Origin of the sequence: Actinoplanes sp. NPDC051861, from assembly GCF_040681145.1 — a bacterium.
Classification (GTDB): domain Bacteria; phylum Actinomycetota; class Actinomycetes; order Mycobacteriales; family Micromonosporaceae; genus Actinoplanes.
This window is the reverse complement of the sequence record NZ_JBFAYE010000004.1, coordinates 570,158-593,926: the sequence shown is the minus strand read 5'-3', so window position 1 is coordinate 593,926 and position 23,769 is coordinate 570,158. Positions and strand designations below refer to the sequence as shown.

Here is a 23,769-nt window from a genome sequence, read left to right as displayed (position 1 = left end):
GGAGGTCTGCGTGCCGCGGGTGCGGGCGAGGGGATCTGTGCGGCGTGGTTGCCGGTGGGGTGGGCTGCGTGCCGGGGCGGTTGGGCGGGGTGGTCATCCGGCGCCGCCTCCGGTTGGGGCGGTGGCGTAGGTGGCTGGGCCCTGTTCGCCGTCCAGAGGGTGGAGTTCGGCGCCGGCGTCGCGGGCGCCGTTCAGGAGGACGTGTTCCAGGGAGGTGGTGTCGGTGTCGGGGTGGGTTGCCAGGCGGATGAAGGCGCGGACTGATACGTCGGGGCCGGCTGCTTTGAGGATCAGGGCGACGCTTGTCTGTGCGGCTGGGGCGGTGGCGGCCCAGGCGAAGAGCGGGGCGATCTCGGTGGCCTGGGCGGGCCAGGTCTTGAGCCAGTAGGTGCGGTGGACGAGCCGGGCGGAGCGCCAGTGGGTCCAGGTCTCGTCCACTGGGGAGCCGGGTTCGATGTCGCAGGAGCGGGCCAGGGTGGTGATTGTCTCGGCGGCGGTGAGGACGCGGCCGGTGATGCCGGTTCGGCGCAGGCTTGTCACGACGCGGCGGGCCAGGGCGGCGGAGAGCGCGGCGGCCGACTCCGGGTCGGCGGAGTGGTCAAGGAGGGCTTCAGCAAGCGTACGGGCATCGACTCGCACGCTGATCGACGTCTCCCGGAACGCCGGTATGGGGGTGGACTCCAGCAGTTGGCGATAGGAGGAGGCGGCGGGGGAGGCGGGGTGGACCTCGGGGTTCGGGGCGGGGATCGTGGTGGTGACGAGCTCCAGGACGAGGCCGGGCTGGTCGGTGGTGCCCAGGACGGTGACCAGCGCGTCCAGGGGGACCGGGCCGGTGGCGGGGTCGAGGGCCACGATGCTGAACCAGCCGGCGTCGTCGCGCGCCACACCGGTGGGTGGGCCGTCGTCGGTGGACGGTAGGTCGCGGACGGTGAGGCCGGGGCCGACGGTGCGCAGGAGGGCCAGGATCGGGCCGGCTCGGGTGTCCAGTCGCGCGGCACGGCGGAGGCGCAGGGCGCGGGACATCAGACGGTGCTCGGTCCACCAGCGGTGCTCGCGGCGGCTGAAGAAGATCAGGAGCAGGGCGGCGGCCAGGAGCGCGGCGATCAGGGTGGGTATCGGGCCCCGGGTGAGGCCGGCGACCACGGCCAGGACGGCGGCCTCGGCGGCGAGCAGCTGACTCAGGCGGAACGGGCCCAGGCGGCCCCGCGGCGGCACGGCGCGGACGGTCGTGTCGGACGGCTGCACCCGGTCACCTCCCCGACGGTCAGTAACGGCACCAGTCTAGGGCCGTAATCATGATCGTCGTTGTCCCGGAGGTGTGACGCGGGACCGATGAGGTACGGCCTGGGCGCGAGAGGGGCGCAACGGCCTGGGCGGTGCAGGCCGCTCGCCGGAGAACCAGCGGACGCGGGAACCCGGCGGGGGCGGCCTGTCTCGTACCGTAAAAGGGGTCAGCGTGGACGCTGCTGCCGGAACGCGCCCTTGCTCGGCCGCATGTTCTTGGGGATCGCGCCCTTGGGCATCTGGGGGCGAGCCATCAGGGCGCCGAGGCGCTTGTCGAGGGCGTTGACGTCCTTGCCGGTGAGATTGCGCGGCAGGCGCAGCATGGTCGAGCGCAGCTTGCGGACCGGGAGCTGGCCCTCCTCCTGGCCGATCACGTAGTCGTAGAGCGGCGCGTTGCCGATCACCTTGACCAGCCGCTTCTTCTCCTGGCTGAGCAGGCTGCGGACACGCTGCGGGTCGCCCTCGCCGAGCAGGATGACGCCGGGCTTGCCGATGACCACGTGGACCATGTCGAACTGGGTGGTGGAGCTCGCCGCGGGGCGCACCCGCCAGTCGCCGCGCATGTTCTCCATGAGGGAGGCGGCGGCGCCGGGCTGGCCCTCCGCCACGTTCATCATCGCGGTGTTCGACCGGAGGTTGAGCACGATCAGCACGGCGAGCAGCGTGAGCAGAATGCCGACCGGGATCCAGAACGGCCCCCAGCCCAGGAGCACGACGAGCACGGTGAGGGCGACCGGGATCGCCACCGCGCCGATGACCAGTGGAACGAACCACTTGTCCTGCTTCGCCGTGAACGAGAACACCTGGCCGATCTGCTTCAGGCGCTCGCGGAACGACACCTTCTCCTGGGGCTTTGCCATAGCCGCAAAGTGTAGTGGGGCTCAGGTACCTTACGGCGGCCCGGGCACCTCAGCCGCCCGGATATCAGGCACTGTCCCCATGACCGAGGGGTGCCTTCGCGCGAAGAGTTCTCGGCATGATTCCTTTCACCAGTCCCGAGATCCAGTTCGACCTGATCCGTGAGCGTAATGAGGAGTTGGTCCGGGAGGCCGACCTCTATCGGCTGGCACGCGGCGGTGCTCATCGCCGGCGGTGGCGGTGGCCTCTTGTGCGGCGGCCGGCCCAGTCGGCCCAGTCCGCTCCGCCCGCTCAGCCCACCCGGTCCGCCCGGCAGTCGCTCGCCTCGTGATCGGCGCGGAAATTCTGTCGCACCCCCATGGCATGCTCGAACCCATGACAGCTCACAGCGCGGTTCTCGTCGGCCGGGAGGCCGACCTGGCCACGCTGCACGAGGTGCTCAAGCGCGTCCGGGGTGAGGAGCCGTCGGCCCTGCTGGTCGGCGGTGAGGCCGGGGTGGGCAAGACCCGCCTGGTCGAGGAGTTCTGCCGGTCGCTGGCCGGTGAGCCGGTCCGCCTGCTCACCGGGCAGTGCCTGGAGCTCGGCGAGGAGGGGCTGCCGTTCGCGCCCTTCGCCGCCGCGCTGCGGGAGCTGGCCCGGCGTGAGGGCCGGGCGGTGTTCTCCGGGCGCGAGGCGGAGTTCGCCCGGCTGCTGCCCGAGCTGGGGCCGCCGCCGGATTTCGCCGAGAGCCGCCGGGGACACCTCTTCGAGCTGGTCGGGTCGCTGTTCGCCCGGCTCGCCGAGGAGCGGCCGGTGGTCCTGGTGATCGAGGATCTGCACTGGGCCGACCGGTCGACCCGTGACCTGATCGGCTTCCTGGTGCGCTCGGCGCGGGTGCCGCGGCTTCTGCTGCTGGCCACCTACCGCACCGACGAGCTGCACCGCGGCCATCCGTTGCGACCGTTCCTTGCCGAGCTGGAGCGGGTTCGCGGGGTGCAGCGGCTGGAGCTGGACCGGCTCGACCGGGACGGCACCGCGGTGCTGCTCGGCCATCTGCTCGGCGCCGAGCCGGAGCCGCCCACGGTGGACGGGGTCTTCGAGCGGGCGCAGGGCATCCCGTTCTTCATCGAGCAGTTCGCGGCCTCCGCCGACCCGCGCTGCGGCGACATCCCGGAGACGCTGCGCGACCTGCTGCTCTCCCGGGTCGACCTGCTGCCCGAGCCGGCCCAGCGGGTGCTGCGGGTGGCCGCGGTCGGCGGGACCCAGTTCGGCCACGACCTGCTGGCCCGGGTGGCCGGGGTGGACGAGTCGGCGCTGGAGTCCGCGCTGCGTGCCGCAGTCGCCGCCCAGATGATCGTCTTCGACCCCGACGGGGGTTACGAGTTCCGCCACGCGCTGGTCCGGGAGGCGGTGCACGACGACCTGCTGCCGGGGGAGCACGCGCGGCTGCACGCCCGGTTCGCCGAGGCCATCGAGGCGGAACCACAGCTGGTCGACCTGGATCGGGCGCCGGCCGAGATCGCCCACCACTGGCACGCGGCCCACTCTCACCCACGCGCGCTGATCGCCGCGCGGCGAGCCGCCGACTACGCGGGGTCCCGATATGCCTATGCGGAACAGGCCAGCCTCCTCGACCGCGTCCTGGAGCTGTGGGAGCAGGTGCCGGACGCCGCCGCCCTGATCGGCACGACCCACCTCGATCTGCTGGAGGAGGCGGCGCTCGTCGCGATCGACTCCGGTGACCACATGCGCGCGCTGAGCCTCACCCGGGCCGCGCTCGGCGATCTGGACTGTGACGCCGAGCCGCTGCGGGCGGCGCGGCTGCTGATCCGCCGGGCCAAACTCCTGCGCAACGCGGGCAAGAGCGACGGCACTCCGGAGGCTCGCGAGGCCTACCGCCTGTTGCGGGCGGCGCCGCGCGACTCGGTCTGGTTGCGGTTGCTGGGCGATGTGGCCTACGTGTTCGCCGGCATCGACGCCGACGAGGCCGGCCGGATGGCGCAGGAGGTCAAGGACGTCGCGGCCGAGCTGGGCGACGAGGCGGGCCAGATCTCGGCCGAGATCACGTTCGGCAAGGTCTGCTCCGGCCGCCTCGCCGCCGACGAAGCGCTGCCGGCCATGCGCCGAGCGGTCGAGCGGGCCCGAGCCGTGGGTGACCTGCAGTCGTTCGCGCACTCGCTGGTCAACATCTCGGACACGCTGTTCGAGCTGGGCAGCTACGCGGAGTCCGCCGCCACCGCCGCCGAGGGCGTGCCGCACGCCGACCGTTTCGGTGTCTCCCGCACGACCGGCGTCTATCTCCTGGCCAACCACGCCGAGGCACTGATGGCCCTGGGCCGCTGGGACGAGGCGGACGGCCTGCTCGCCGAGGCCGCCCGCCAGGACCCGCCGGGCACCCTCGCCGTCCCGTGGCTGCGGCTGCGCGCCCGCATCCGCCTGGCCCGCGGCCACGAGGGGGCGGACGCGCTGGTCGGCCGGGCTACGGGGTTCCTGAGCAAGCCGTTCCTGAACCCGGAGACCCGGGTCTCACTCCTCGAACTGCGGATTCTGGCCTGCCGCGCGGGGGGCGACCTGGTGGGGGCGGTTGCCGCGGCACGGGCCGGGGTGCGGGACGCGGGGGTTGTGCATCGGCCGCGTTACGGGTGGGCGGTGCTGGCGGCGGCGGCTCGGGTGGTCGCGGATCTCGGCGTTGAGCCTTCCGCCCGCGAACTGGAGTCGTCGATTCGGGAAGTGGCGGCGGTCCTGCCTCAGCGTTATCCGGCCGAGCGGGCGTGCGCGGCCGAGGTGGCGGCGCTGCTCGACGGCGGGGTCCCGCGGTGGCGTGCGGCGGTGGCGGCCTGGCGCGAGGACGGTCAGGCGTATCAGCTCGGGGTCGCGTTGCTGGGACTCGCGGAGTCGGTGGCTGCGGATCGGCAGGCGGCGGCTGAGGCGGTTGCGGAGTCGGTGGGGATCGCGGAGCTGTTGGGGGCCCGGCCGCTCGTCGCGGCGGGGGAGACTCTCGCGCGGCGGCTCGGGGTGCGGGCGGGCTCTTCTGCGGCGTCCTCCGGAGCCGGGCGTGGTCGTGCCGGGTCTGCGGGGGCCGGGCTGGGCGGTTCGGAAGCTGTGGGGACCGGGCCCGCCGGTGCGGGGTCCGGTGAGTTCGGGGCCGGCGGGACTGAGGTGCTTACCGCGCGGGAGCGGGAGGTGCTGCGGCTGGTTGCGGAAGGGCACAGCAACGGGCGGATCGCGCAGGTGCTGTTCATCTCGCCGAAGACGGCCAGCGTCCACGTCTCGCGGATCATCGCGAAGCTGGAGGTGAGCAACCGGGTGGAGGCGGCGGCGGTGGCTCATCGGCTCGGGCTCTTGGAGGAGTGAAAGGGCTAAAGGGCCGGCGGCGGGGTGCCGATGTTGGGGGCCTACTCCTCGTGGGGTAGTGGTTACGCTCCGCTCAATCCTCGGAGGCCGATGATGGAGAACGCCTTTGACGTGGCTTATCGCGTCGTCGAGGTGTTGTTCGGGCCGGACTCGGGTGTGCCTTGGTGGGCCTGGGTGGCACCGCTGGTGATGATCTTCGCGAAGCTGCTGGGGCCGGTTGTGGCTCCGGAAGCGGCGGGGGCTGGTGGTGGCACTGGGTCCCGGTCCGGGTCTGGGTCTGGGAAGAAGGGCAAGAAGGGGAAGGCCAAGAAGAAGTAGGCCCTGGAACGCGCGAGCGCCGTCCGGCGGGGGGACCCGTGGGGCGGCGCTTTGCTGTGCCGGCACTACACGCCGCGCTCGGGCATGCGGCTGCGGTGTGTGGAGTTGGGGTGCGGAGCGGGGCGGAAGTTCACACGGTGGGTTGTGTGGGTTGTGGAGGGGGGTGCGGTGTGTGGAGTTGGGGTGCGGAGCGGGGCGGAAGTTCACACGGTGGGTTGTGGGGGTTGTGGGGGGGGGTGTGGTGTGTGGAGTTGGGGTGCGGAGGGGGGCCGAACTTCACACGGAACGGTGGGGGGAGATGCGAGTGGGCGGCGCCGTGGAGGGCGCCGCCCAGGAGGGAGGGAGGGTTGGGGGGTTAGGCGCGGGCGTCCAGGGCCTGTTTGTAGAGGCGGCCGGCTCGGTAGGAGGAGCGGACCAGGGGGCCGGACATTACGCCTGCGAAGCCGATTTGGGTGGCTTCTTCCTGGAGTTCTACGAATTCCTCGGGCTTTACCCAGCGCTCGACCGGGTGGTGGCGGGGGGTGGGGCGGAGGTACTGGGTGATGGTCACCAGTTCGCAGCCGGCGTTGTGGAGGTCGCGGAGGGCTGTGGAGATTTCGGAGCGTTCCTCGCCCATGCCGAGGATCAGGTTGCTCTTGGTCACCAGGTTGGCGGCTCGGGCCTGGGTGATGACGTCGAGGGAGCGCTCGTAGCGGAAGCCGGGGCGGATGCGCTTGAAGATGCGCGGGACCGTCTCGACGTTGTGGGCCAGCACCTCGGGTGCGGCGCCGAAGACCTCGGCGAGCTGGGTGGGCTCGGCGTTGAAGTCGGGGATCAGCAGCTCGACGCCACAGCCGGGCTGGAGTTTGTGGATCTGGCGGACGGTCTCCGCGTAGAGCCAGGCGCCGCCGTCGGGCAGGTCGTCGCGGGCGACGCCGGTGACGGTGGCGTAGCGCAGGCCCATGGTGGCGACGGACTCGCCGACGCGGCGCGGCTCGTCGGCGTCGAACTCGGCCGGCTTGCCGGTGTCGATCTGGCAGAAGTCGCAGCGGCGGGTGCACTGGTCACCGCCGATGAGGAAGGTGGCCTCGCGGTCTTCCCAGCACTCGTAGATGTTGGGGCACCCGGCCTCCTGGCAGACCGTGTGCAGGCCTTCCTTCTGCACCAGACCGCGCATCTGCGTGTACTCAGGGCCCATCTTCGCCTTGACTTTGATCCACGGCGGCTTCCGCTCGATGGGAGTTTCGGCGTTGCGCGCCTCGATGCGCAGCATGCGGCGGCCCTCGGGAGCAATAGTCACTCCCCGAAGATACGCCCGCCGCGGGCCATCCCGACGCAGGGTGTGAGTGCACTCACCGGCGTTCGGGAAAACGGGGTGCACGGCGGGGCGGATGTTGCTAACGTCCCGCCACGGCATTGATGGGGACAAGTAACGCTCCGAACACGCCGGCCGAGAGAGCCACCCGGTAGCTGGGAAGGGTGGCCCGTGCGCCGGAGCGCGAAGACACCCCGGAGCCGAGCATGACAAGAGGCGCCCGAGACGGGCGCGAAGGTGCGGTGGTACCGCGAGGATCCCGCTCGCCCGCACCTCCCTGGGGCCGCGTTGCAGAAACCCAGAGGAGGTACGAGCCATGCAACGCATCCTCTCCGCCCAGCTGTCCGCGCACGTCCACGAGAAAGTGACGATCGCCGGCTGGGTACACCGTCGCCGCCTGCTCAAGTCGGTGGCCTTCCTGATCGTCCGGGACGCCGAGGGGCTCAGCCAGGTGGTCGTCACCGACGGTGCCGCGCGCGAGCAGCTGGAGCGGCTCACCGAGGAGAGCGTCGTCGAGGTCACCGCGCTGGTCACCGCGAACGCGCAGGCGCCCGGTGGGGTCGAGCTGGTCGAACCATCCGTACGCGAAATGAGTGCGGTCCGCGTACCCCTGCCTTTTGATCTGCATCGGCCCGCGCTGACCGCGGGTCTGCCCGCTCAGCTGGACCACGCCGCCCTTGCGCTGCGGCACCGGACGCGCGCGAGAAGCTTGCGTATCGCCGCGGCCGCGACCGCCGGATTCCGCAAGGCGCTGGAGGAGCAGCGGTTCGTCGAGATCCAGACGCCCAAGATCGTGGAGTCGGCGACCGAGTCGGGTGCGAACGTGTTCCGGCTCGACTACTTCGGGCGGCCGGGCTATCTGGCGCAGTCGCCGCAGTTCTACAAGCAGCTGATGGTCGGGGTGTTCGAGCGGGTCTTCGAGGTGGGGCCGGTGTTCCGCGCCGAGCCCAGCGACACCGGGCGGCACCTGGCGCAGTACACGTCGCTGGACGCCGAGATGGGGTTCGTCACCGACCACCGGGACGTGATGGCGGCGCTGACCCGGACCCTGGCCGGGATGATCGCGGAGGTGGCGCAACGCACCGGTTTCAGCGAGTCGAGTGTGCCGGAGGAGATCCCGGCCGTGCACTTCACCGAGGCGCTGCGGATCGCCGGGGCGCCCGAGGACGAACCGGACCTGGCGCCGGCGCACGAGCGCGCGGTGGGGGAGTGGGCGCTGCGGGAGCACGGGTCGGAGTTCGTGTTCGTGACCGGGTACCCGATGCGCAAGCGGCCGTTCTACACCCATCCGGACCCGTCCCGGCCGGGCTTCTCGAACGGTTTCGACCTGCTGTTCCGGGGCATGGAGATCGTCACCGGGGGTCAGCGGCTGCACCGATACGAGGACTATCTCGCGGCGCTGGACGGCCGGGTGGAGGCGTATCAGGGGTATCTTGACGGCTTTCGGTACGGGATGCCGCCGCACGGTGGCTGGGCGATCGGACTGGAGCGTTTCGTGGCGCGGCTGACGGGTGCGGCCAACGTCCGGGAGGTCACCGCCTTCCCGCGAGACCTGCACCGCATAGCCCCGTGAGTTCACGGTGATTTGACGGGCGGCGGGATCGAATTCGTTGGTGACCATCGATCTGGACTCGATTCCGCCGGCCCGCGCCCGGCCGCCCCGCCGTCCGCGCGGGTTACCGCTGCTGCTGTCGCTGCTGGCGGCTCTCCTGCTGGCAGCGTCGGCGGGACCGGCCGGTTCCGGCGTGCTCCGGGTGGTCGCCTTTCAAGGTGACCGGGTCGCGTCCTGGCTGCTGGCCGCCGACATGCTCTACTCCACCAACCTGCCGGAGGACGATGTCGGCGTGGCGGTGGAGGTGGTGGCACGGACCCTGGACGGGAACGAGGTCGCCTGGAGCCGGACGATCGAGGGCGACGGCGGGGTGCCGAGTCTGGCCGAGGCCGGTACGTATCTGGTCGTCACCTCCGGGGTCGGGTTCACCGCGCTGGTCCTCGACCGGCACACCGGTGAGGTGCTCTGGAAGTCGTCCGGACTCGGAACGGCGGTGGCGGCCGGCGACCGGATCGCGCTCTGGGAGGAGGACCGCCTCGGCGTGCTGGACGTCGCCACCCGGCGCGTCGCGTGGTGGCTCCCGTTCCCGTCGGGACTCGTCGCGGCCGCGTCCGACGGGCCGCATCTGGTGGTCGCCGACGCGAACGGTGACGTCTTCACCTATGTCGCCGCCACCGGTGAGATGGCCGGCACCGCCACCGCCGGCCCGGTGCACTCCCTGGCGGCGGGTGGCGGCCGGGTCTACGGCCTGGGGCCGTCGAGTGTGACGGCGCTGCGCCTTCCCCGTCTCGACCCGCTGTGGTCGGCGCCCGCGACCGCCCGCTCCACGTTGACGCCCTGCGGCGACCGGCTGTGCCTGGCTGACGCGACGGTGCGGGCTCTCGACCCGGCGACCGGCCAGGTCCTGACCGAGTTCGCCGGGCGCGGTGTCCTGGCCGGCGACGTGTTGCTGCGCGCGAGCCAGGACCGGACCTGGGTGCGGGACATGGCGACGGGCGAGATCCGCGGTCATCTCCCCGGCGCCGGACTGCCGACCGGGTGTGCCCGGGTGGACCGCCACCTGGCCTGCAAGGTGGGCAAGGGCGAGGTCATGGTGTGGCGATTCCCCAGCAGGGGCTCTAGAGGATCACCATCAGCGTGACGACGGCGACGATCGTGAACGGGATGATCGTCGTGCAGATCAGGATGGTCCAGGCGACGGGGTGGCCGAAGTTGAGCACCACCCCGCCGCCCTGCTTCGGGACGAAGACCCGCTTGTCGCGGGGATCGCGGTAGAGCGCCATCAGAACAGCGTGTGCAGGTGGCGCTCGACGACCGGCAGCACCTCGGCGACGGTCACCGGGCGGCCCAGCTCGGCGCTGAGCGAGGTGACAGCGGCGTCCCGGATGCCGCACGGGACGAAGCGGTCGAAGTTCGCCAGGTCGCAGTCGCAGTTGAGGGCGAAACCGTGCAGGGTCACGCCGCGCGACACCCGGATGCCGATCTGGGCGATCTTGCGGTCGAGACCGCCGTCGGTCGCCCTGACCCAGGCGCCGCTGCGGCCCTCGACGCGCTCGGTGGCGACGCCGAACTCGGCGCAGACGTCGATCAGCATCTGCTCGACGCGACGCACGTACGCCACCACGTCGACTGGATCCGGCAGGCGCAGGATCGGATAGCCCACGAGCTGGCCGGGCCCGTGCCAGGTGATCTTGCCGCCGCGGTCCACGTCGACGACGGGGGTGCCGTCGAACGGCCGGTCGGCGGGTTCGGTCCGCTTGCCGGCGGTGAAGACGCTCGGGTGTTCCAGCAGCAGGACGGTGTCCGGCTGGGAACCGGACGCCACGCCCTCGTGCACGCGCTTCTGCTCGTCCCAGGCGGCGACGTAGTCGACCAGGCCGGGACGCAGGACGGTCAGGACTGAGGAGGTCACTCCGCCAGCGTACTCACCGGATCCGCCACAGCAGCACGTCGTCCACCCGCTCCGGCTCGCCGAGCAGCTCGGTGGCGGTGGTCAGCACGGCCTCCCGGAACAGGATCCGGTGGTCCGAGCCGGTGATCTCGTCGGCCAGGAACACCGCTTCGACACCCCAGTACGCGAAGTCCTCGCGAGCCTGCTCCCGGTCGACCTCGCTGAGCTGCGGGACGTAGCCGTACAGGGCGGCGCGGGTGAACAGCCAGTCGGTGGCCCGGGGCGGCGCGCCGATCCGGCCGGTCTCCTTGCTGCCGTTCTCGCCGGTGTTCTGCGGGCCGAGGAAGTAGCCGTCCGGGATGCGGAACTGCGGGCCGCCACGGGCCATCGTGTACGCCTGCCAGCGCTGCCCGTCGGCGTGCACGTTGAGCGCGAACGGGAGCGCGGTGAGCACGCCGTTCTCCGAGACGTACCGCTGCCAGGTGCCGTTCGCGATGAAGGCCGGCTCGGGTGCGCGGTGCTGGTCGCGTACGGGCAGCGGGAAGATCGGCAGCAGGGCCAGGACGATGCCGGCGACGAACGCCCGCCGCGTGGTGCCGGGTTTCGTGGTCATCAGCTGCTCGGCGAGCAGGGCGAGCAGGATGCCGAACACGCCGACCAGGGCGAGCGCGAACCGCAGCGGCAGCGCCGAGTCGAAGAGCGGCAGGTGGGCGAGTGCCGCGTAGGGCAGCGGGAAGTCGGCGACCTCGTCGCCCATCCAGTTCAGGCGCGGGCCGAGCGAGAGGACGAAGAAGAACGCGCCGGTCACCGCGACCGCCCGGAGCGTGGCCCGGCGGCCCGGATCGGCACCACGCCAGAGGAACTCCAGCGCGATGATCATCAGAGCGATCAGGGGTACGCCGAAGTACGACGTCTCCTCGGTGCGGTTCGGCCCGAGGTCGGACCCGTACCCGGCCAGCCCGGCGAGCGAGCGGCTCGGGAACGACAGGAACGCCGCCGAGTCCTCCAGGAAGTACCGCTGGTTGAAGCCGGTGCCGGTGAACGTGAGCGGCCCGGCGAAGTGCATGTACAACGGGTACGCCAGCAGCGTGCCGGCCACCACCGCGGTGACGCCCAGCGCCCGCAGCACGGTCGGCAGCGCCTCCCGGGCCTCCTGCCGCACCGGCCGGGCCAGCGACCACACGCCGAGGAACACCCCGCAGGCCAGGGCCGTGTAGAACAGGCCCTCCGGCGCGATCGAGAAGCCCACCGCCAGCGTGACACCGAGGATCAGCCCGTGACGCAGCCAGCGGCCCGGCTCGCGCAGTTTCAGCACCTGCCAGAGCACCACCGGCGCGATCCAGCCGGCCGTCCAGTTCAGGTGGCCGTTCGCGTGCGAGATGAAGCCCGGCGCGAAGCCACAGAAAAGGCCGCCCAGCGCGGCCGGCAGCGTGTGGTGGACCAGCCAGCGGCGCAGGAACAGATACCACGCGAAGGCGGACCCGGCCAGGTTCAGCGTCAGGATCGTCACGAAGCTGACCTGCGGGCCGGCCAGCCAGGTCAGCGGCGCGAAGAGCACGGTGTAGACCGTGATCGACGTGTTCGCCGCCAGGTTGACACCGAGCGGAGCGTTCATCATCTCCGCGAAGTAGGGGTCGGTGCCGTTGCCCAGCATGTGCACGCCGTACGCCAGCAGCCACTCGAACCACGCCTGGTCGCCGACGTTGTCGGAGAGCACATGCTCGTACGGGTCGCGCCACAGGCCGTTCGTGACGTAGACGGCGAGCGCCAAGGCGATCAGCGCGACGGTCAGGTGGGCACGCCACGGTGGCCGGGCTCGGAGCGGCGCGACAGCGGGCTCGGAGGGCGGGTCCGTGGGCACGGCGGAGGTGGGGACGGCGACTGACATCAAGGCGCAGGTTAGCAAGCCCCCGCCGGAGATCAGGGGGCCATCGCCGGTTCCGGGCGCAGGGCCGCCGCCAACGCGGCGTCCATTCCGGGGTACGCCCACGCGAACCCGGCTCCCGAGAGCACTCCCGGCAGCACCCGCTGACTGCGCTGCGCCTCACCGGCCAGCTCGCCGAGCAGCAGGTCAAGGGCCGGACCGGGCACCGTGAACAGCGCCGGCCGTCGCAGCCGGCGTGCCAGCAGCCTGGTGAACTCGGCGTTGGTGACCGGCTCCGGCGCGACCACGTTGACCGGGCCGGCGATGTCCTCGCGTTCGAGCAGGAACTCGGCCGCGTTCAGCCAGTCGGCGATCGCGATCCAGGCCATCCACTGCCGCCCGCCGCCGATCCGCGCGCCGGCGCCCAGTTTGAACGGCAGCAGCAGCGGTTTGAGCAGTGAGCCCTGTGAATCGATGGTGGGGGCGGTGCGGAGCAGGGCCACGCGTACGCCGGCGTCCTCGGCGGGGCGTGCGGCGGCCTCCCAGACCCGGCACAGGTCGGCCAGGAACGTGGTGCCGGCCGGCGCCTCCTCGGTCACGGTCTGGTCGCCGGTGTCGCCGTACCACCCGACGGCGGAGGACTGGAGCAGCGTGCGGGGGCGCTCGTCGTCCGGCAGCTGCCGCAGCGTCTTGGCGATGGTGCCGGTGGTGTCGATCCGGCTGCCGCGCAGGACCCGCTTGTAGGCGGCGGTCCAGCGGCGGTCGCCGACGTTCGCGCCGGACAGGTTGATCACGGCGTCGGCGCCGGCGAGCACCGCCGGGTCGAGCTGGCCCTGCGCCGGTTCCCAGGTGGCCTCCCCGCGCCCCTGCGCCGGCCGGCGCACCAGCCGGGTGAGCTCGTGCCCGCTGCGCCGGAGCCGGTTCACGAGCCGTGTGCCGAGATACCCGGAGGCCCCGGCGATGACGATCCGCATGTCCCGATTCTTGCCCGAAGATCGGTCTGCGCAAAACAAACCGGGGCACACCTCACGGTGTGCCCCGGTCGTGGAGTTCTTACAGACCGAGGTCAGCCTCGAAGTGCCCGCCCTCCAGGCGCTCCTTGACGGTCACCAGGAAGCGGGCGGCGTCCGCGCCGTCCACGATCCGGTGGTCGTAGCTGAGCGCGAGGTAGACCATCGAACGCGGCACGATGATCTCGCCGAGGTTCGGGTCGTTCACGATCACGGCGCGCTTGACCACCGCGCCGGTGCCGAGGATGCCCACCTGCGGCTGGTTGATGATCGGCGTGTCGAACAGCGCGCCCCGGCTGCCGGTGTTGGTCAGCGTGAAGGTGCCGCCGCCGATCTCGTCCGGCCCGATCTTGTTGTTGCGGGTCCGGTCCGCGAGGTCCGCGATCCGCTTGGCCAGACCGGCCAGGTTGAGGTCGCCGGCCTCCTTGATGACCGGGACGACCAGGCCCTTCGGCGCGTCCACCGCGATGCCGAGGTGCTCGGAGCCGTGGTAGGTGACCGTGCCCGCCTCGACGTCGATCGAGGAGTTGACCACCGGGTGCTGCTGCAGCGCCTCGACCGTGGCCAGGGCGAAGAACGGCAGGAAGGAGAGCTTCACGCCGTGCTTGGCCTGGAACTCGGCCTTCGCCTTGTTCCGCAGGTTGGCGATCTTGGTGACGTCCACCTCGACCACCGTGGTGAGCTGCGCCGAGACCTGCAGCGACTCCACCATGCGCCGGGCGATGGTGGCCCGGATGCGGGTGAGCTTCTCGGTGCGGCCACGCAGCGGGCTCGGCTCGGGCTTGGCGGCCTTCTCCGCGGGGGCGGCGGCCTGCTGCTGCGCGGGAGCGGCGGCGGCCGGGGCCTTCGCCGCGGCGGCCTTCTCGGCGGCGTCCAGGACGTCCTGCTTGCGGATGCGGCCACCGACGCCGGTGCCGGTGAGCGAGGACAGGTCCACGCCCTTCTCGGCCGCGAGCTTGCGCACGAGCGGGGTCACGTAACCGGCGTCGCCGGCGCCGTTCGCCCTGACCGTCTCGGCGGCCGGGGCGGCCGGCTGAGCCGGGGCGGGCGCGGACTGCGCGACCTGCGGGGCCGGGGCCGACTCGATCCGCGGCTGCTCTTGCTTCGGAGCCTCCTCCTGCCTCGGCGCAGGCGCAGGGGCCGGGGCCGGGGCGGCAGCGGCCGGAGCCGCACCCTGGACGCCGATGATCGCCAGCTCGGCGCCGACGTCGGCGGTCTCGTCCTCGGCGACCTTGATCTCCAGCAGCGTGCCGGCGACCGGCGACGGGATCTCGGTGTCGACCTTGTCGGTGGAGACCTCGAGCAGCGGCTCGTCGGCCTCGACGCTCTCGCCGACCTGCTTCAGCCACCGGGTCACGGTGCCCTCGGTGACGCTCTCACCGAGCGCGGGCATCTTGACGGCGGTGCCCTCGGCGGAGCCGGACGGAGCCGCGGTCTGCGGCGCCGGGGCCTCCTCCTCGACCGGCTTCTCGGTCGAGGGCTCGTTGAGCGCGGCCGGCTCCGGTTCAGGCTCCGTTGCCTGCTCCTGCGCGGAAGCGGCGGGGGCCGGAGCGGACGAACCCGCGTCCTCGCCCTCGCCGGCGATGACGGCCAGCTCGCTGCCGACCTCGGCGGTCTCGTCCTCGCCGACCACGATCCGGGTGAGCACACCCGCGGCGGGCGAGGGGATCTCGGTGTCGACCTTGTCGGTCGACACCTCCAGCAGCGGCTCGTCGGCTTCGACCCGCTCGCCCTCCTGCTTGAGCCACCGCGTGACGGTGCCCTCGGTGACGCTCTCACCCAGCCGCGGCATGGTTACCGATACCGGCATTTTTCCCCAAACTCCTTGTCGCAGTAACGAACGGATCAGCTGTGCGCGTGCAGGGGCTTACCCGCGAGCGCGAGGAAGGCCTCGCCCAGCGCCTCGTTCTGCGTCGGGTGGGCGTGTACGAGCTGGGCGACCTCCTCGGGGAAGGCCTCCCAGTTGAAGATCAGCTGGGCTTCGCCGACGAGCTCGCCGACACGCGCGCCGACCATGTGGACGCCGACGACCGGGCCGTCGTCGACCCGCACCAGCTTCACAAAACCCGCGGTCTTGAGGATCTGGCTCTTGCCGTTGCCGCCCAGGTTGTAGTTGTACGTCGAGACCTTGTCCGCACCGTACTGCTCCTTGGCCTTGGCCTCGGTGATGCCGACCGACGCGACCTCCGGGTCGGAGTAGGTGACCCGCGGGATGCCGGCCTCGTCGATCACGGCCGGGTTCTTCCCGGCGATCTCCTCGGCCACGAAGATGCCCTGCTGGAAGCCGCGGTGCGCGAGCTGCAGACCGGGCACGATGTCGCCGACGGCGTAGATGTTGCCGACCCCGGTGCGCAGGCGCTCGTCCACGATCACGAAGCCGCGGTCGAGGGTGATGCCCTGCTGCTCGTACCCGAGATTGGCGGTTGTCGGGCCACGCCCGACCGCGACCAGCAGCACCTCGGCCTCGAGGGTCTCGCCGCCGGCGATGGTCACCTTCACACCGTTGTCGGTGTGCTCGACCTTCTCGAACGGCTTGCCGACCTTGAAGTTGATCTTCCGCTTGCGGAAGGCGCGCTCGACCTGCTTCGAGATGTCCTCGTCCTCGGCGGCGACCAGGCGGGGCAGGGCCTCGACGATGGTCACGTCGGCACCGAACGACTTCCACACGCTGGCGAACTCGACGCCGATGACGCCGCCGCCCAGCACGATCGCGGAGGCGGGCACGCGGTCCAGCCGGAGGGCGTGCTCACTGGTCAGCACCCGCTTGCCGTCGACCTCCAGGCCGGGCAGCGAGCGCGAGTAGGAGCCGGTGGCGAGGATGACGTTGCGGCCGGTGTACCGCTGACCGTTCACCTCGACGGTGTCCTTGCTGACGAGCTTGCCCTCGCCGGCCACCACCGTGATGTTCTTGTTGTGGGTCAGCATCCCGGTGAGGCCCTTGAAGAGCCGGCCGACGACGCCGTCCTTGTACGCGTTCACGCCGGCCATGTCGATGCCGACCAGGTCCGCCTTGACGCCGAACTGCTCGCTCTCGCGCGTCTGGTCGGCGATCTCGGCGGCGTGCAGCAGCGCCTTGGTGGGGATGCAGCCACGGTGCAGGCACGTGCCGCCCAGCTCCGCCTTGTCGATCAGGGCGACCGAGAGGTCGAACTGCGCGGCGCGCAGCGCGGCCGCGTAACCACCGCTGCCGGCGCCGAGAATGACGATGTCGAAGGTTCCGCCGTTGGGCTGGCTCACGTTGACTCCAGTAGTCGCATCGTCGCCATGTGGGTCACACAATGGAAACGGTCACAGTCCCGTCGCTGACATCTTGTCACTTCGGGAGCCGGTCAATGCAGTCAGGTGCCCCACGACACGTCGGCTGGACGTACCCTTGCCGCATCGAACGTGAGGAGCGGTAGTGGCTTGGTTTCGGCGACGTCCTCAACAGGGCAGGCCTGGCGGACGGCCCGTGGAGAAGGCCGATCTCGAGCATCTTACGCAATTCGTCCGGTCGCGTCGCGGAGTCGAGGCTTTCGTCGAGCCACAGACGACAGTGACCGAGACCACCCTGTTGCTCGTGGCACACGACGGTGAATGGACCAGGCGGCGGATCCAGTCGCCCGATGTGGCGCGGCGTTTCGCCCACCAGCTGTCGATGCCGATCTATGACGTACGCCTGCTCGGTTATCCGCAGCGGATGCGGGACTACAACGAACGGCAGCGGCGCCGCCCCTCGCCGTGAAGGGCGGCGCCACCGCTCAGGACAGGTCGTCGATCACCCTGAGGAACGTGCGGACCGGCACCCCGGTGCCACCCTTGGTCCAGTACCCGTTCGGCTCGCCCGTGTGATAGCTGGGGCCGGCGATGTCGATGTGCGCCCACTCGACACCCTCGGCCACGAACTCGCGCAGGAACACACCGCCCTGCAGCATGTGCCCGGCCCGGTCCATGCTGGAGTTCGTCTGGCAGATGTCGGCGATCTCCGACTCCATGCCCTTGCGCACGTCGTCCGGCAGCGGCATCGGCCAGGCCGGCTCGCCGACCGCCGCACCGGCGGCCCGCACCAGCTCGATCGCCTCGTCCGAGCCCATCAGGCCGGCGATCCGCTTGCCCAGCGCCACCACCTGGCCACCGGTCAGCGTGGACGTCTCGAACAGGTAGTCGGTCCCGTCCGCGCAGGCGCGGGCGATCGCGTCGCCGAGCACCATCCGGCCCTCGGCGTCGGTGTTGAACACCTCGACCCGCTTGCCGTTGAACATGGTGATCACGTCACCCGGCCGGTACGCCGATCCGGAGGGCATGTTCTCGGCGATCGCCAGGTAGCCGGAGACCGCGACGCCCGGCTTGAGGGCGGCGACCGCGAGCAACGTTGCGGCGACCGCGGCGGCCCCGGCCATGTCGGACTTCATCTCCCACATGCCCGCTGCCGGCTTGATGCTGATGCCGCCGGTGTCGAACGTGATGCCCTTGCCGACCAGCGCGACCCGCTTCGGGTCGGTGACGCCGTCCGGGGTGTAGGTCAGCTTCACCAGGCGCGGCGGGGCCTCGGAGCCCTGCCCGACCGCCACGATGCCGCCGTAACCGCCGGCCTTGAGCTGATCGAAGTCGAGCACCTCGACACCGAGGCCGGCCTCCGTGGCGGCCTGCGACACCAGGTCGGCGAAGCCCGCCGGGCGCAGCTCGTTGGGCGGCATGTTCACCCAGTCGCGGGTCAGGCGTACGGCACGGGCCACGGTCTGCGCCCGCTCGATCTCGGCGGCCGCTGCGGGGTCGGCGGCGTCCGGGACGTGCACCTGCAGAGCGGTCACCGGGTCGCGGCGCCCCTTCTGCGGCTTGGTCTTGTAACCGGCGAAGCGGTAGGAGCCGAGCAGCGCGCCCTCGAGCACCGCGCGCAGCACGGGCGAGGCGTCGTCGTCGGGCAGCGGCAGGGCGAGCGCCACGGTGCTGCTGCCGGCGAGGGCGCGTACCGCGGCGCCGGTGCCACGGCGCAGCGTCTCCAGCTCGGGCGCGGGGCCGGACGGCTCGCTGCCCAGGCCGACCGCGACGATCAGCGGCGCCGCGACGGTGCCGAGCGTGGCGAGCTTGGTCACCTCGCCCGGGGCCCCGCTCGCGCCGAGCAGAGCCAGCGTCGCGGTCAGCCTGCCGTCGAACGCCGCGGCGATGCTCTCGGCGCCGGCGGCCGGCAGCAGGGCACCGTCCTCGTCGGGCTGGCTGTGCAGGCCGATGACGATGGCATCGACCGCCAATTCGGCCGGGTCGGTGTCGACCAGGCTGAGGCTGGGCTGAGTCACTCGGGCGCTCCGGGACGTCGAGCCGGGTAGTCACGGGTGGTGCGTTCCCGGCTGTTGGGAAGAGGTGTTGTCACCGCGACTCTAACGAGCCCCAAGGTCACCGGTAAGTTGAGTCTCATGTCTGCCGAGCTTCTCCGGTCACCGCTGCACGATCGCCACGTCGCCCTGGGTGCGAAGTTCGCCTCCTTCGGCGGCTGGGACATGCCGCTGGAGTACGCCGGCGGCGGTGTACTGAAGGAGCACGCGGCCGTCCGTGAGGCGGCCGGGATCTTCGACGTGTCGCACCTCGGCAAGGCCCGGGTGCGCGGTGCCGGCGCGGCGGACTTCGTGAACTCGTGCCTCACCAACGACCTGGGCCGGATCGCGCCGGGCAGGGCGCAGTACACGCTCTGCTGCGATTCCTCCGGTGGGGTCGTCGACGACCTGATCGCCTATCTGTACGGCGACGACCACGTCTTCCTCATCCCGAACGCGGCGAACACGGCCGAGGTGGTGCGCCGGCTGACCGAGGCGGCGCCGGCCGGGATCACGGTTGCCGACGAGCACCGTTCGCACGCCGTGCTGGCGGTCCAGGGCCCGGGTTCCGCGGAGATCCTCGGCAAGCTCGGGCTGCCCACCGCGCACGACTACATGTCGTTCGACGCGGCCACGCTGAGCGGGACCGATCTTGTCGTCTGCCGCACCGGCTACACCGGCGAGCACGGATATGAGCTGGTGGTCGGCTGGGACGGCGCGGGCGCGGTCTGGGACGCGATCATCGAGGCCGGGGTGCGGCCGTGCGGGCTGGGCGCGCGCGACACGCTGCGTACCGAGATGGGTTACCCCCTGCACGGCCAGGAACTGACCCTCGACATCAGCCCGGTGCAGGCCCGCTCCGGCTGGGCGGTCGGCTGGGGCAAGCCGGCCTTCTGGGGCCGCGACGCGCTTGTCGCGGAGAAGGCCGCCGGTCCCCGGCGGACGCTGCGGGGGCTTGAGCTGACCGGGCGAGGCATTCCGCGGGGTCATATGAATGTGTACGCGAAAAGCACACTGATCGGCGAGACGACCAGCGGCACCTTCTCGCCGACGAAGAAGGTGGGCATCGCACTGGCCCTCATCGACACCGCGGCCGGGATCGCCGACGGTGATCTGGTCGAGCTCGACATCCGGGGCAAGCGTGTCGAGGCGCGCGTCGTGAAGCCGCCGTTCGTGACTCCCTCGGTCCGCTGAACTCCCTCGGTCCGCTGACCGTTCGGTCCTCTCGCGCGCCTGTCGTTGGGGTCTGCTGCGCGCCCGCCGTTGTCGTGTGGGCGTTGTTGTGTGGGGAGTTCGGGTTTGCTGCGCGCCCGCCGTTGTTGTGTGGGGAGTTCGGGTCTGCTGCGGGGCCGCCGTTGTTGTGTGTGGAGTTCGGGTTTGCTGCGGGGCCGAACTTCACACGCTGGGTGGGTCAGGCGAGGGTGAGGGCTACCAGGGTGACGGTGGTGGCGAGCTCCACCGCGCAGCCGAGCACGTCGCCGGTCAGGCCGCCGAAGCGGCGTACGCAATGGCGCACCAGAAGGACCACCGCCAAGAGTGCGATGGCGACGGCGGCCGGCCCCTGCCAGGGACGGCCGGGGACCGCGGCAGTGGCCAGGCCCGCGACGGTGACCGCGGCCGTTGCGACGGCCCAGAGCGGCACCGTTGACGCGACCATGGCGCCCAGGCCGTCGGGACGGGCGGCGGGCACACCTCGGCGGCAGGCGATCGTGATGGCGAGGCGGCCGGTGGTCCACGCGGTGATCAGTGCCCAGGGGGTCGTGTCGGTGAGGGCCGCGGCCTGGATGAGGACAGTTACCGCGATCGCCGCCACCCCGAACGGCCCTATGTCCGATTTTTTCATTATTTCTAGGGCTTTAGTGCCCGTGCGGTAGGAGCCCAGCGCGTCCACTGTGTCGGCCAGACCGTCCAGGTGGAGACTGCGGGTGAGCAGTGCGGCGGCGGCCACCGTCACCCCGGCGGCCACCAGCGGTGGTGAGCCCGCTGTGCGCAGGCCCTCGTGGCCGGCCGCCAGGATGAGGCCGAGCAGTGCGCCGACCAGCGGGGCCACCGACATTGCCACGGCGGCGGTGGGGCGGTCGACACGGCCGGGGCGCAGCGGCAGGACGGTCAGCGTGGTGATCGCCAGCCGTAGCCCGTCAAGCACTCAGCCCCGCGTCCCCCTGCTCCGCCAGCAGCGCCGGGTGCACGGGCAGCGAGGCGGCCAGGCCGATCGCGGTGCGCAGGACCGGCAGGACGGTCAGCGCGTTGGCGCCCTCGCCCAGATCCAGGCCGATCTCCAGCACCGGCGTGAGGCCGAGGACGTCGGCGCCCTGGCGGACCAGCGCGAGCCGGCCGGCCTCGGGCAGCAGGCACCAGTGCCGGGTCTGCGCGGCCAGATCGCGGGCGACCAGGCCGGCCGCGATACCGAGCGGGCCGTCCAGCAGCACCGGCAGGCGGCGGGCGGCGGCGCCGAGCAGCACGCCGGTGGCAACGGCGAGGTCGGGGCCGCCGAGTTCGCGCAGGATGTCGGTGGCGCCGCGGGACTCCTGGCGGATGCGGTGTAGGGCGTCGCGTACGGCGGCGCAGCGCACCATCCACGCGTTGTCGTCGAACCGGCCGCCCGGCAGCGTCACCCGGGGCAGCATGGCGACCGCCTCGGCGCCGGTGGTGGCGGAGAGCACGGCGGTGGCGGTCGCCTCCAGGCCCGGCGCCAGACCGGCCAGCAGGATCGCGTCCTTGCCGGCGTCGGCGGCCGCGTCGGCGAGCCGCCAGCCCTCGCGCATGGCCGCCTCGACAGTCGCGTCGTCGGTGACCGGGCCGTCCTCGAAGGCGCCCGCGTCGGCGGCCCGCAGCACCGCGATGTCGGCGCCCACCTGTGCGGCCAGTCGCCCCAGGAGGCCGGTGCCCTGCTCGGCCTCGGTGATCCGGCGCTCGATGTCGAACGGGTCGGCGCCGGCGGCGGCACCGCCGGCGTGCCGACCGGCGATCAGCACGAGGCGTACCGCGGACCAGGACGCGGGCTTCATCGTGTCCTGGGTGGCCGCGGCGAACTCGACCGCTTCGGCCAGGGCGCCGAGGCCGGCGCCGGGGAGGTCCAGGCCGGGGAGGCGGTCGCGGGCGTCGGGGCCGGCGTCCTGGTTCGGCAGGGGGAGGTCCATGCCGGGTTTGATCTCGGTGAGGCCGGAGTAGATCAGGGGGAGGGCGGTGGTGGCCTCGGTCCAGGTGGGCGCTGTCCGTGTCTCCGGCGTCTCCGCCGGCGTTTCCGGTGTCACCACGGTCGGGGTGGCGGTCGGTGGGGGTGGGGGAGCGGTGACGGCCGGCGGGGCCGGGGCTGGAGCCGGGCTCGGGGCTGGAGTCGCGCTCGGGGCCTCGGAAAGCACCGCTGGCGTCGGCTCTGCCGGGATTTTTCGTGATATGTCCTGTTTTAGCCAGGTCGGCTGGCCGGCCACCACCAGGACGACCCCGTCGCAGACCTCGGCGAGGGCCTGGTTCGTCGTGCCCAGCGCGTCCGCGAACGCCCGGCCCACCGGCGTGACCGGCACCAGCGACAGCCCGACCTCCGGGCTGACCAGCACGACTCGTGCGGCGCACTCCCGTACCGCCGTGGCCAGCGCCGCCACGTCGGCCTCGTCGTCGTTGGGCTGGCGCACCGGGTCCAGCACCGACGCCACCCAGCCGCCGAGGTCGTCCACGAGGAACGTGTCCTCCGGCTTGGCCTCCGTGAGCAGCGCGGTCAGCCGCGCCGGGTCGGCACCGGTCTCCTCGGTCGACCACGCCTGCGGGCGGCGCCGCTGGTGCGCCTCGATCCGTGCGAGCCATTCCGGGTCGTCCTCGCCGCCGATCGCGGTGGCCACATAGCGCACCGCGGGCGCGTCTGCCACCAGCGATTCGGCGAACGCGGATTTGCCGGAGCGGATTCCGCCGAGCACCAGGACCGTGTTCCACCGATCTTCGGACATGCCCCGTACCTTAGAGCCGGGTCGCACACCTCGACGCCGTAGGGTGGAAGCCCACCGACGGACGACGTGAGGGGGCGGCTCAATGCCGTGGAGTTGGCGGTACGAGGACGTCGACGGAAAGCCAGTAGACGGGCCGGCCGAGACGTTCAGCAGCCAGGCGGACGCGGAGTCCTGGATCGGCCAGGAGTGGCGGCAGCTGCAGTCCTCCGGCGTGAGCACGGTCGTGCTGGTCGAGGACGAGCGGGTCGACTACCAGATGAGCCTGGCTCCGGCGGACTGACGTGACGTACGAACCGGTCTACACCCGTACGCCGAGGAACGCGTTCATCCCCAGCCCGGTCTTCGTCGGCATCGTCGCGGTGTTCGTGGCGAGCGGCATCATGACCTGGACCCGCTTCGGCAACGTCAAGATCGACGTCTTCCTCTTCGTCATCTCGGGCTGGGTGATCTCACTCTGCCTGCATGAGTACGCCCACGCGGTCTCCGGATACTTCTCCGGCGACCTGACCGTGGCCGACCGCGGCTACCTGCGCCTCAACCCGCTCAAGTACACCCACCCGCTGCTCTCCATCGTGCTGCCGGTGATCGTGGTGATCCTCGGCGGCATCGGCCTGCCCGGCGGCGCGGTCTGGGTCGACCACCGGTACATCCGCAGCAGGGTGAAGGACTCGCTGATCAGCGCGGCCGGCCCGCTCACCAACGTGGCGCTCGCGCTGCTGGTGGCGGTGCCGTTCCTGGCCGGGATGGCGCCGGAGCTGACCCAGAGCGTGACCGGGCGTTACCAGCTGTCCAGCGCCGACCACATCGAGTTCTGGTCCGCGCTGGCGCTGCTGGCGTTTCTGCAGGTGACCGCGAGCGTGCTCAACTTCCTGCCGGTGCCCGGCCTGGACGGCGGCGGCATCATCTCGCCGTTCTTCAGCCCGGCGTACCAGCGGGCCTGGAACCTCGCCGCGCCGTGGGGCTTCCTGGTGCTGTTCCTGCTGCTGTGGCAGACCCAGGTCGGCGACTACTTCTACAGCCTGGTGAACTGGCTGGCCGAGCTGATCAGCGTGCCGCCGTGGCTGTACGCGTACGGCTTCGACCTGATGCGTTTCTGGAGCTGAGAAGAGGGGCCGCCGCGGCGGCCCCTCTTTCCC

The 23,769-nt window shown here is 71.6% G+C and carries 21 protein-coding genes; 9 read left to right on the top strand and 12 right to left on the bottom strand.

The genetic code is table 11. The features are described 5' to 3' along the window. Positions 1-93 precede the first annotated feature (93 nt). Positions 94-1,245 carry a type VII secretion protein EccE gene (locus AB0M02_RS16940; protein ID WP_364227426.1) on the bottom strand — a complete coding sequence of 384 codons (1,152 nt, stop codon included), beginning with the start codon at positions 1,243-1,245 and terminating at the stop codon, positions 94-96. Positions 1,246-1,451: 206 nt separating this feature from the next. After that, positions 1,452-2,144, bottom strand: a complete 693-nt coding sequence (locus AB0M02_RS16935; RefSeq protein WP_364227423.1) for a DUF4191 domain-containing protein — start codon at positions 2,142-2,144, stop codon at positions 1,452-1,454. Between the two features lie 116 nt (positions 2,145-2,260). On the opposite strand from AB0M02_RS16935, the gene AB0M02_RS16930 reads away from it, so the two are divergent. From AB0M02_RS16930 to AB0M02_RS16920, 3 genes are all read left to right on the top strand, one after another. After that, positions 2,261-2,473 carry a hypothetical protein gene (locus tag AB0M02_RS16930; RefSeq protein ID WP_364227420.1) on the top strand — a complete coding sequence of 71 codons (213 nt, stop codon included), beginning with the start codon at positions 2,261-2,263 and terminating at the stop codon, positions 2,471-2,473. A gap of 44 nt (positions 2,474-2,517) precedes the next feature. Beyond that, entirely contained in the window at positions 2,518-5,475 is a 2,958-nt protein-coding gene (locus AB0M02_RS16925) for an AAA family ATPase (RefSeq protein WP_364227417.1), read from the top strand. 90 nt (positions 5,476-5,565) lie between these two features. Beyond that, positions 5,566-5,793, top strand: coding sequence for a hypothetical protein (locus tag AB0M02_RS16920; protein WP_364227414.1), 228 nt, complete (start codon positions 5,566-5,568; stop codon positions 5,791-5,793). 355 nt (positions 5,794-6,148) lie between these two features. Here AB0M02_RS16920 and lipA read toward each other — a convergent pair whose 3' ends face one another. Beyond that, positions 6,149-7,045 (bottom strand): lipoyl synthase, encoded by an 897-nt coding sequence (lipA, locus tag AB0M02_RS16915; RefSeq protein WP_364227504.1) that lies wholly within the window; start codon positions 7,043-7,045, stop codon positions 6,149-6,151. A 358-nt stretch (positions 7,046-7,403) separates the two neighbouring features. Between lipA and aspS the strand changes: the two genes are divergently transcribed. Both aspS and AB0M02_RS16905 read left to right on the top strand, forming a co-directional pair. Next, on the top strand, positions 7,404-8,660 hold the full coding sequence (gene aspS, locus AB0M02_RS16910; RefSeq protein ID WP_364227412.1) for an aspartate--tRNA(Asn) ligase: 1,257 nt from the start codon (positions 7,404-7,406) through the stop codon (positions 8,658-8,660). Between the two features lie 40 nt (positions 8,661-8,700). Further along, positions 8,701-9,780 (top strand): PQQ-binding-like beta-propeller repeat protein, encoded by a 1,080-nt coding sequence (locus AB0M02_RS16905; RefSeq protein ID WP_364227409.1) that lies wholly within the window; start codon positions 8,701-8,703, stop codon positions 9,778-9,780. Here AB0M02_RS16905 and AB0M02_RS16900 read toward each other — a convergent pair. The 6 genes from AB0M02_RS16900 to lpdA form a co-directional block, all read right to left on the bottom strand. Further along, a complete protein-coding gene (locus tag AB0M02_RS16900; RefSeq protein WP_364227408.1) occupies positions 9,758-9,922 on the bottom strand; it encodes a peptide ABC transporter substrate-binding protein in 165 nt (54 codons plus the stop codon). The two genes, AB0M02_RS16905 and AB0M02_RS16900, sit on opposite strands and share 23 nt — an antisense overlap. Continuing rightward, the gene (gene lipB / locus AB0M02_RS16895) at positions 9,922-10,551 is read right to left on the bottom strand and encodes a lipoyl(octanoyl) transferase LipB (RefSeq protein WP_364227406.1); all 630 of its coding nucleotides are present in this window, start codon (positions 10,549-10,551) and stop codon (positions 9,922-9,924) included. The genes AB0M02_RS16900 and lipB overlap by 1 nt, the downstream gene beginning before the upstream one ends. A 13-nt stretch (positions 10,552-10,564) precedes the next feature. Then, complete coding sequence (locus AB0M02_RS16890; RefSeq protein ID WP_364227404.1) at positions 10,565-12,418, bottom strand: DUF2079 domain-containing protein; 1,854 nt, start codon at positions 12,416-12,418, stop codon at positions 10,565-10,567. A gap of 32 nt (positions 12,419-12,450) precedes the next feature. Next, the gene (locus AB0M02_RS16885; RefSeq protein ID WP_364227402.1) at positions 12,451-13,368 is read right to left on the bottom strand and encodes a TIGR01777 family oxidoreductase; all 918 of its coding nucleotides are present in this window, start codon (positions 13,366-13,368) and stop codon (positions 12,451-12,453) included. A gap of 79 nt (positions 13,369-13,447) precedes the next feature. Further along, positions 13,448-15,214, bottom strand: a complete 1,767-nt coding sequence (gene sucB, locus AB0M02_RS16880) for a 2-oxoglutarate dehydrogenase, E2 component, dihydrolipoamide succinyltransferase (RefSeq protein WP_364227399.1) — start codon at positions 15,212-15,214, stop codon at positions 13,448-13,450. Positions 15,215-15,249: 35 nt separating this feature from the next. After that, entirely contained in the window at positions 15,250-16,641 is a 1,392-nt protein-coding gene (gene lpdA, locus AB0M02_RS16875) for a dihydrolipoyl dehydrogenase (RefSeq protein WP_364227397.1), read from the bottom strand. A 163-nt stretch (positions 16,642-16,804) separates the two neighbouring features. Between lpdA and AB0M02_RS16870 the strand changes: the two genes are divergently transcribed. Further along, positions 16,805-17,128, top strand: coding sequence for a hypothetical protein (locus tag AB0M02_RS16870; protein ID WP_364227395.1), 324 nt, complete (start codon positions 16,805-16,807; stop codon positions 17,126-17,128). Between the two features lie 16 nt (positions 17,129-17,144). On the opposite strand, the gene AB0M02_RS16865 is transcribed toward AB0M02_RS16870, so the two are convergent. Then, the gene (locus tag AB0M02_RS16865; protein ID WP_364227392.1) at positions 17,145-18,677 is read right to left on the bottom strand and encodes a leucyl aminopeptidase; all 1,533 of its coding nucleotides are present in this window, start codon (positions 18,675-18,677) and stop codon (positions 17,145-17,147) included. A 117-nt stretch (positions 18,678-18,794) separates the two neighbouring features. On the opposite strand from AB0M02_RS16865, the gene gcvT reads away from it, so the two are divergent. Then, positions 18,795-19,886, top strand: a complete 1,092-nt coding sequence (gcvT, locus tag AB0M02_RS16860; protein WP_364227389.1) for a glycine cleavage system aminomethyltransferase GcvT — start codon at positions 18,795-18,797, stop codon at positions 19,884-19,886. Positions 19,887-20,103: 217 nt separating this feature from the next. Here gcvT and cobS read toward each other — a convergent pair whose 3' ends face one another. Together cobS and AB0M02_RS16850 are read right to left on the bottom strand one after the other, a co-directional pair. Beyond that, positions 20,104-20,838, bottom strand: a complete 735-nt coding sequence (cobS, locus tag AB0M02_RS16855) for an adenosylcobinamide-GDP ribazoletransferase (RefSeq protein ID WP_364227387.1) — start codon at positions 20,836-20,838, stop codon at positions 20,104-20,106. Further along, on the bottom strand, positions 20,831-22,633 hold the full coding sequence (locus AB0M02_RS16850; RefSeq protein WP_364227384.1) for a bifunctional adenosylcobinamide kinase/adenosylcobinamide-phosphate guanylyltransferase: 1,803 nt from the start codon (positions 22,631-22,633) through the stop codon (positions 20,831-20,833). The genes cobS and AB0M02_RS16850 overlap by 8 nt, the downstream gene beginning before the upstream one ends. 82 nt (positions 22,634-22,715) lie before the next feature. Here AB0M02_RS16850 and AB0M02_RS16845 point away from each other — a divergent pair, with 82 nt between their 5' ends. Further along, positions 22,716-22,913, top strand: coding sequence for a hypothetical protein (locus AB0M02_RS16845; protein ID WP_364227381.1), 198 nt, complete (start codon positions 22,716-22,718; stop codon positions 22,911-22,913). Between the two features lies 1 nt (position 22,914). Continuing rightward, positions 22,915-23,736: a site-2 protease family protein gene (locus AB0M02_RS16840; RefSeq protein ID WP_364227378.1), complete on the top strand. Its 822-nt coding sequence runs from the start codon at positions 22,915-22,917 to the stop codon at positions 23,734-23,736. The last annotated feature ends 33 nt before the right edge of the window (positions 23,737-23,769 follow it).

What these genes read in the sequence shown, in the direction of transcription:
- AB0M02_RS16850 (WP_364227384.1), bottom strand. Translation starts at nt 22,633, where the DNA reads ATGTCCGAAGATCGGTGGAACACGGTCCTGGTGCTCGGCGGAATCCGC.
- AB0M02_RS16900 (WP_364227408.1), bottom strand. Translation starts at nt 9,922, where the DNA reads ATGGCGCTCTACCGCGATCCCCGCGACAAGCGGGTCTTCGTCCCGAAG.
- gcvT (WP_364227389.1), top strand. Translation starts at nt 18,795, where the DNA reads ATGTCTGCCGAGCTTCTCCGGTCACCGCTGCACGATCGCCACGTCGCC.
- AB0M02_RS16920 (WP_364227414.1), top strand. Translation starts at nt 5,566, where the DNA reads ATGATGGAGAACGCCTTTGACGTGGCTTATCGCGTCGTCGAGGTGTTG.
- AB0M02_RS16930 (WP_364227420.1), top strand. Translation starts at nt 2,261, where the DNA reads ATGATTCCTTTCACCAGTCCCGAGATCCAGTTCGACCTGATCCGTGAG.
- sucB (WP_364227399.1), bottom strand. Translation starts at nt 15,214, where the DNA reads ATGCCGGTATCGGTAACCATGCCGCGGCTGGGTGAGAGCGTCACCGAG.
- AB0M02_RS16935 (WP_364227423.1), bottom strand. Translation starts at nt 2,144, where the DNA reads ATGGCAAAGCCCCAGGAGAAGGTGTCGTTCCGCGAGCGCCTGAAGCAG.
- aspS (WP_364227412.1), top strand. Translation starts at nt 7,404, where the DNA reads ATGCAACGCATCCTCTCCGCCCAGCTGTCCGCGCACGTCCACGAGAAA.
- AB0M02_RS16845 (WP_364227381.1), top strand. Translation starts at nt 22,716, where the DNA reads ATGCCGTGGAGTTGGCGGTACGAGGACGTCGACGGAAAGCCAGTAGAC.
- AB0M02_RS16890 (WP_364227404.1), bottom strand. Translation starts at nt 12,418, where the DNA reads ATGTCAGTCGCCGTCCCCACCTCCGCCGTGCCCACGGACCCGCCCTCC.
- AB0M02_RS16885 (WP_364227402.1), bottom strand. Translation starts at nt 13,368, where the DNA reads ATGCGGATCGTCATCGCCGGGGCCTCCGGGTATCTCGGCACACGGCTC.
- AB0M02_RS16925 (WP_364227417.1), top strand. Translation starts at nt 2,518, where the DNA reads ATGACAGCTCACAGCGCGGTTCTCGTCGGCCGGGAGGCCGACCTGGCC.
- lipA (WP_364227504.1), bottom strand. Translation starts at nt 7,045, where the DNA reads ATGCTGCGCATCGAGGCGCGCAACGCCGAAACTCCCATCGAGCGGAAG.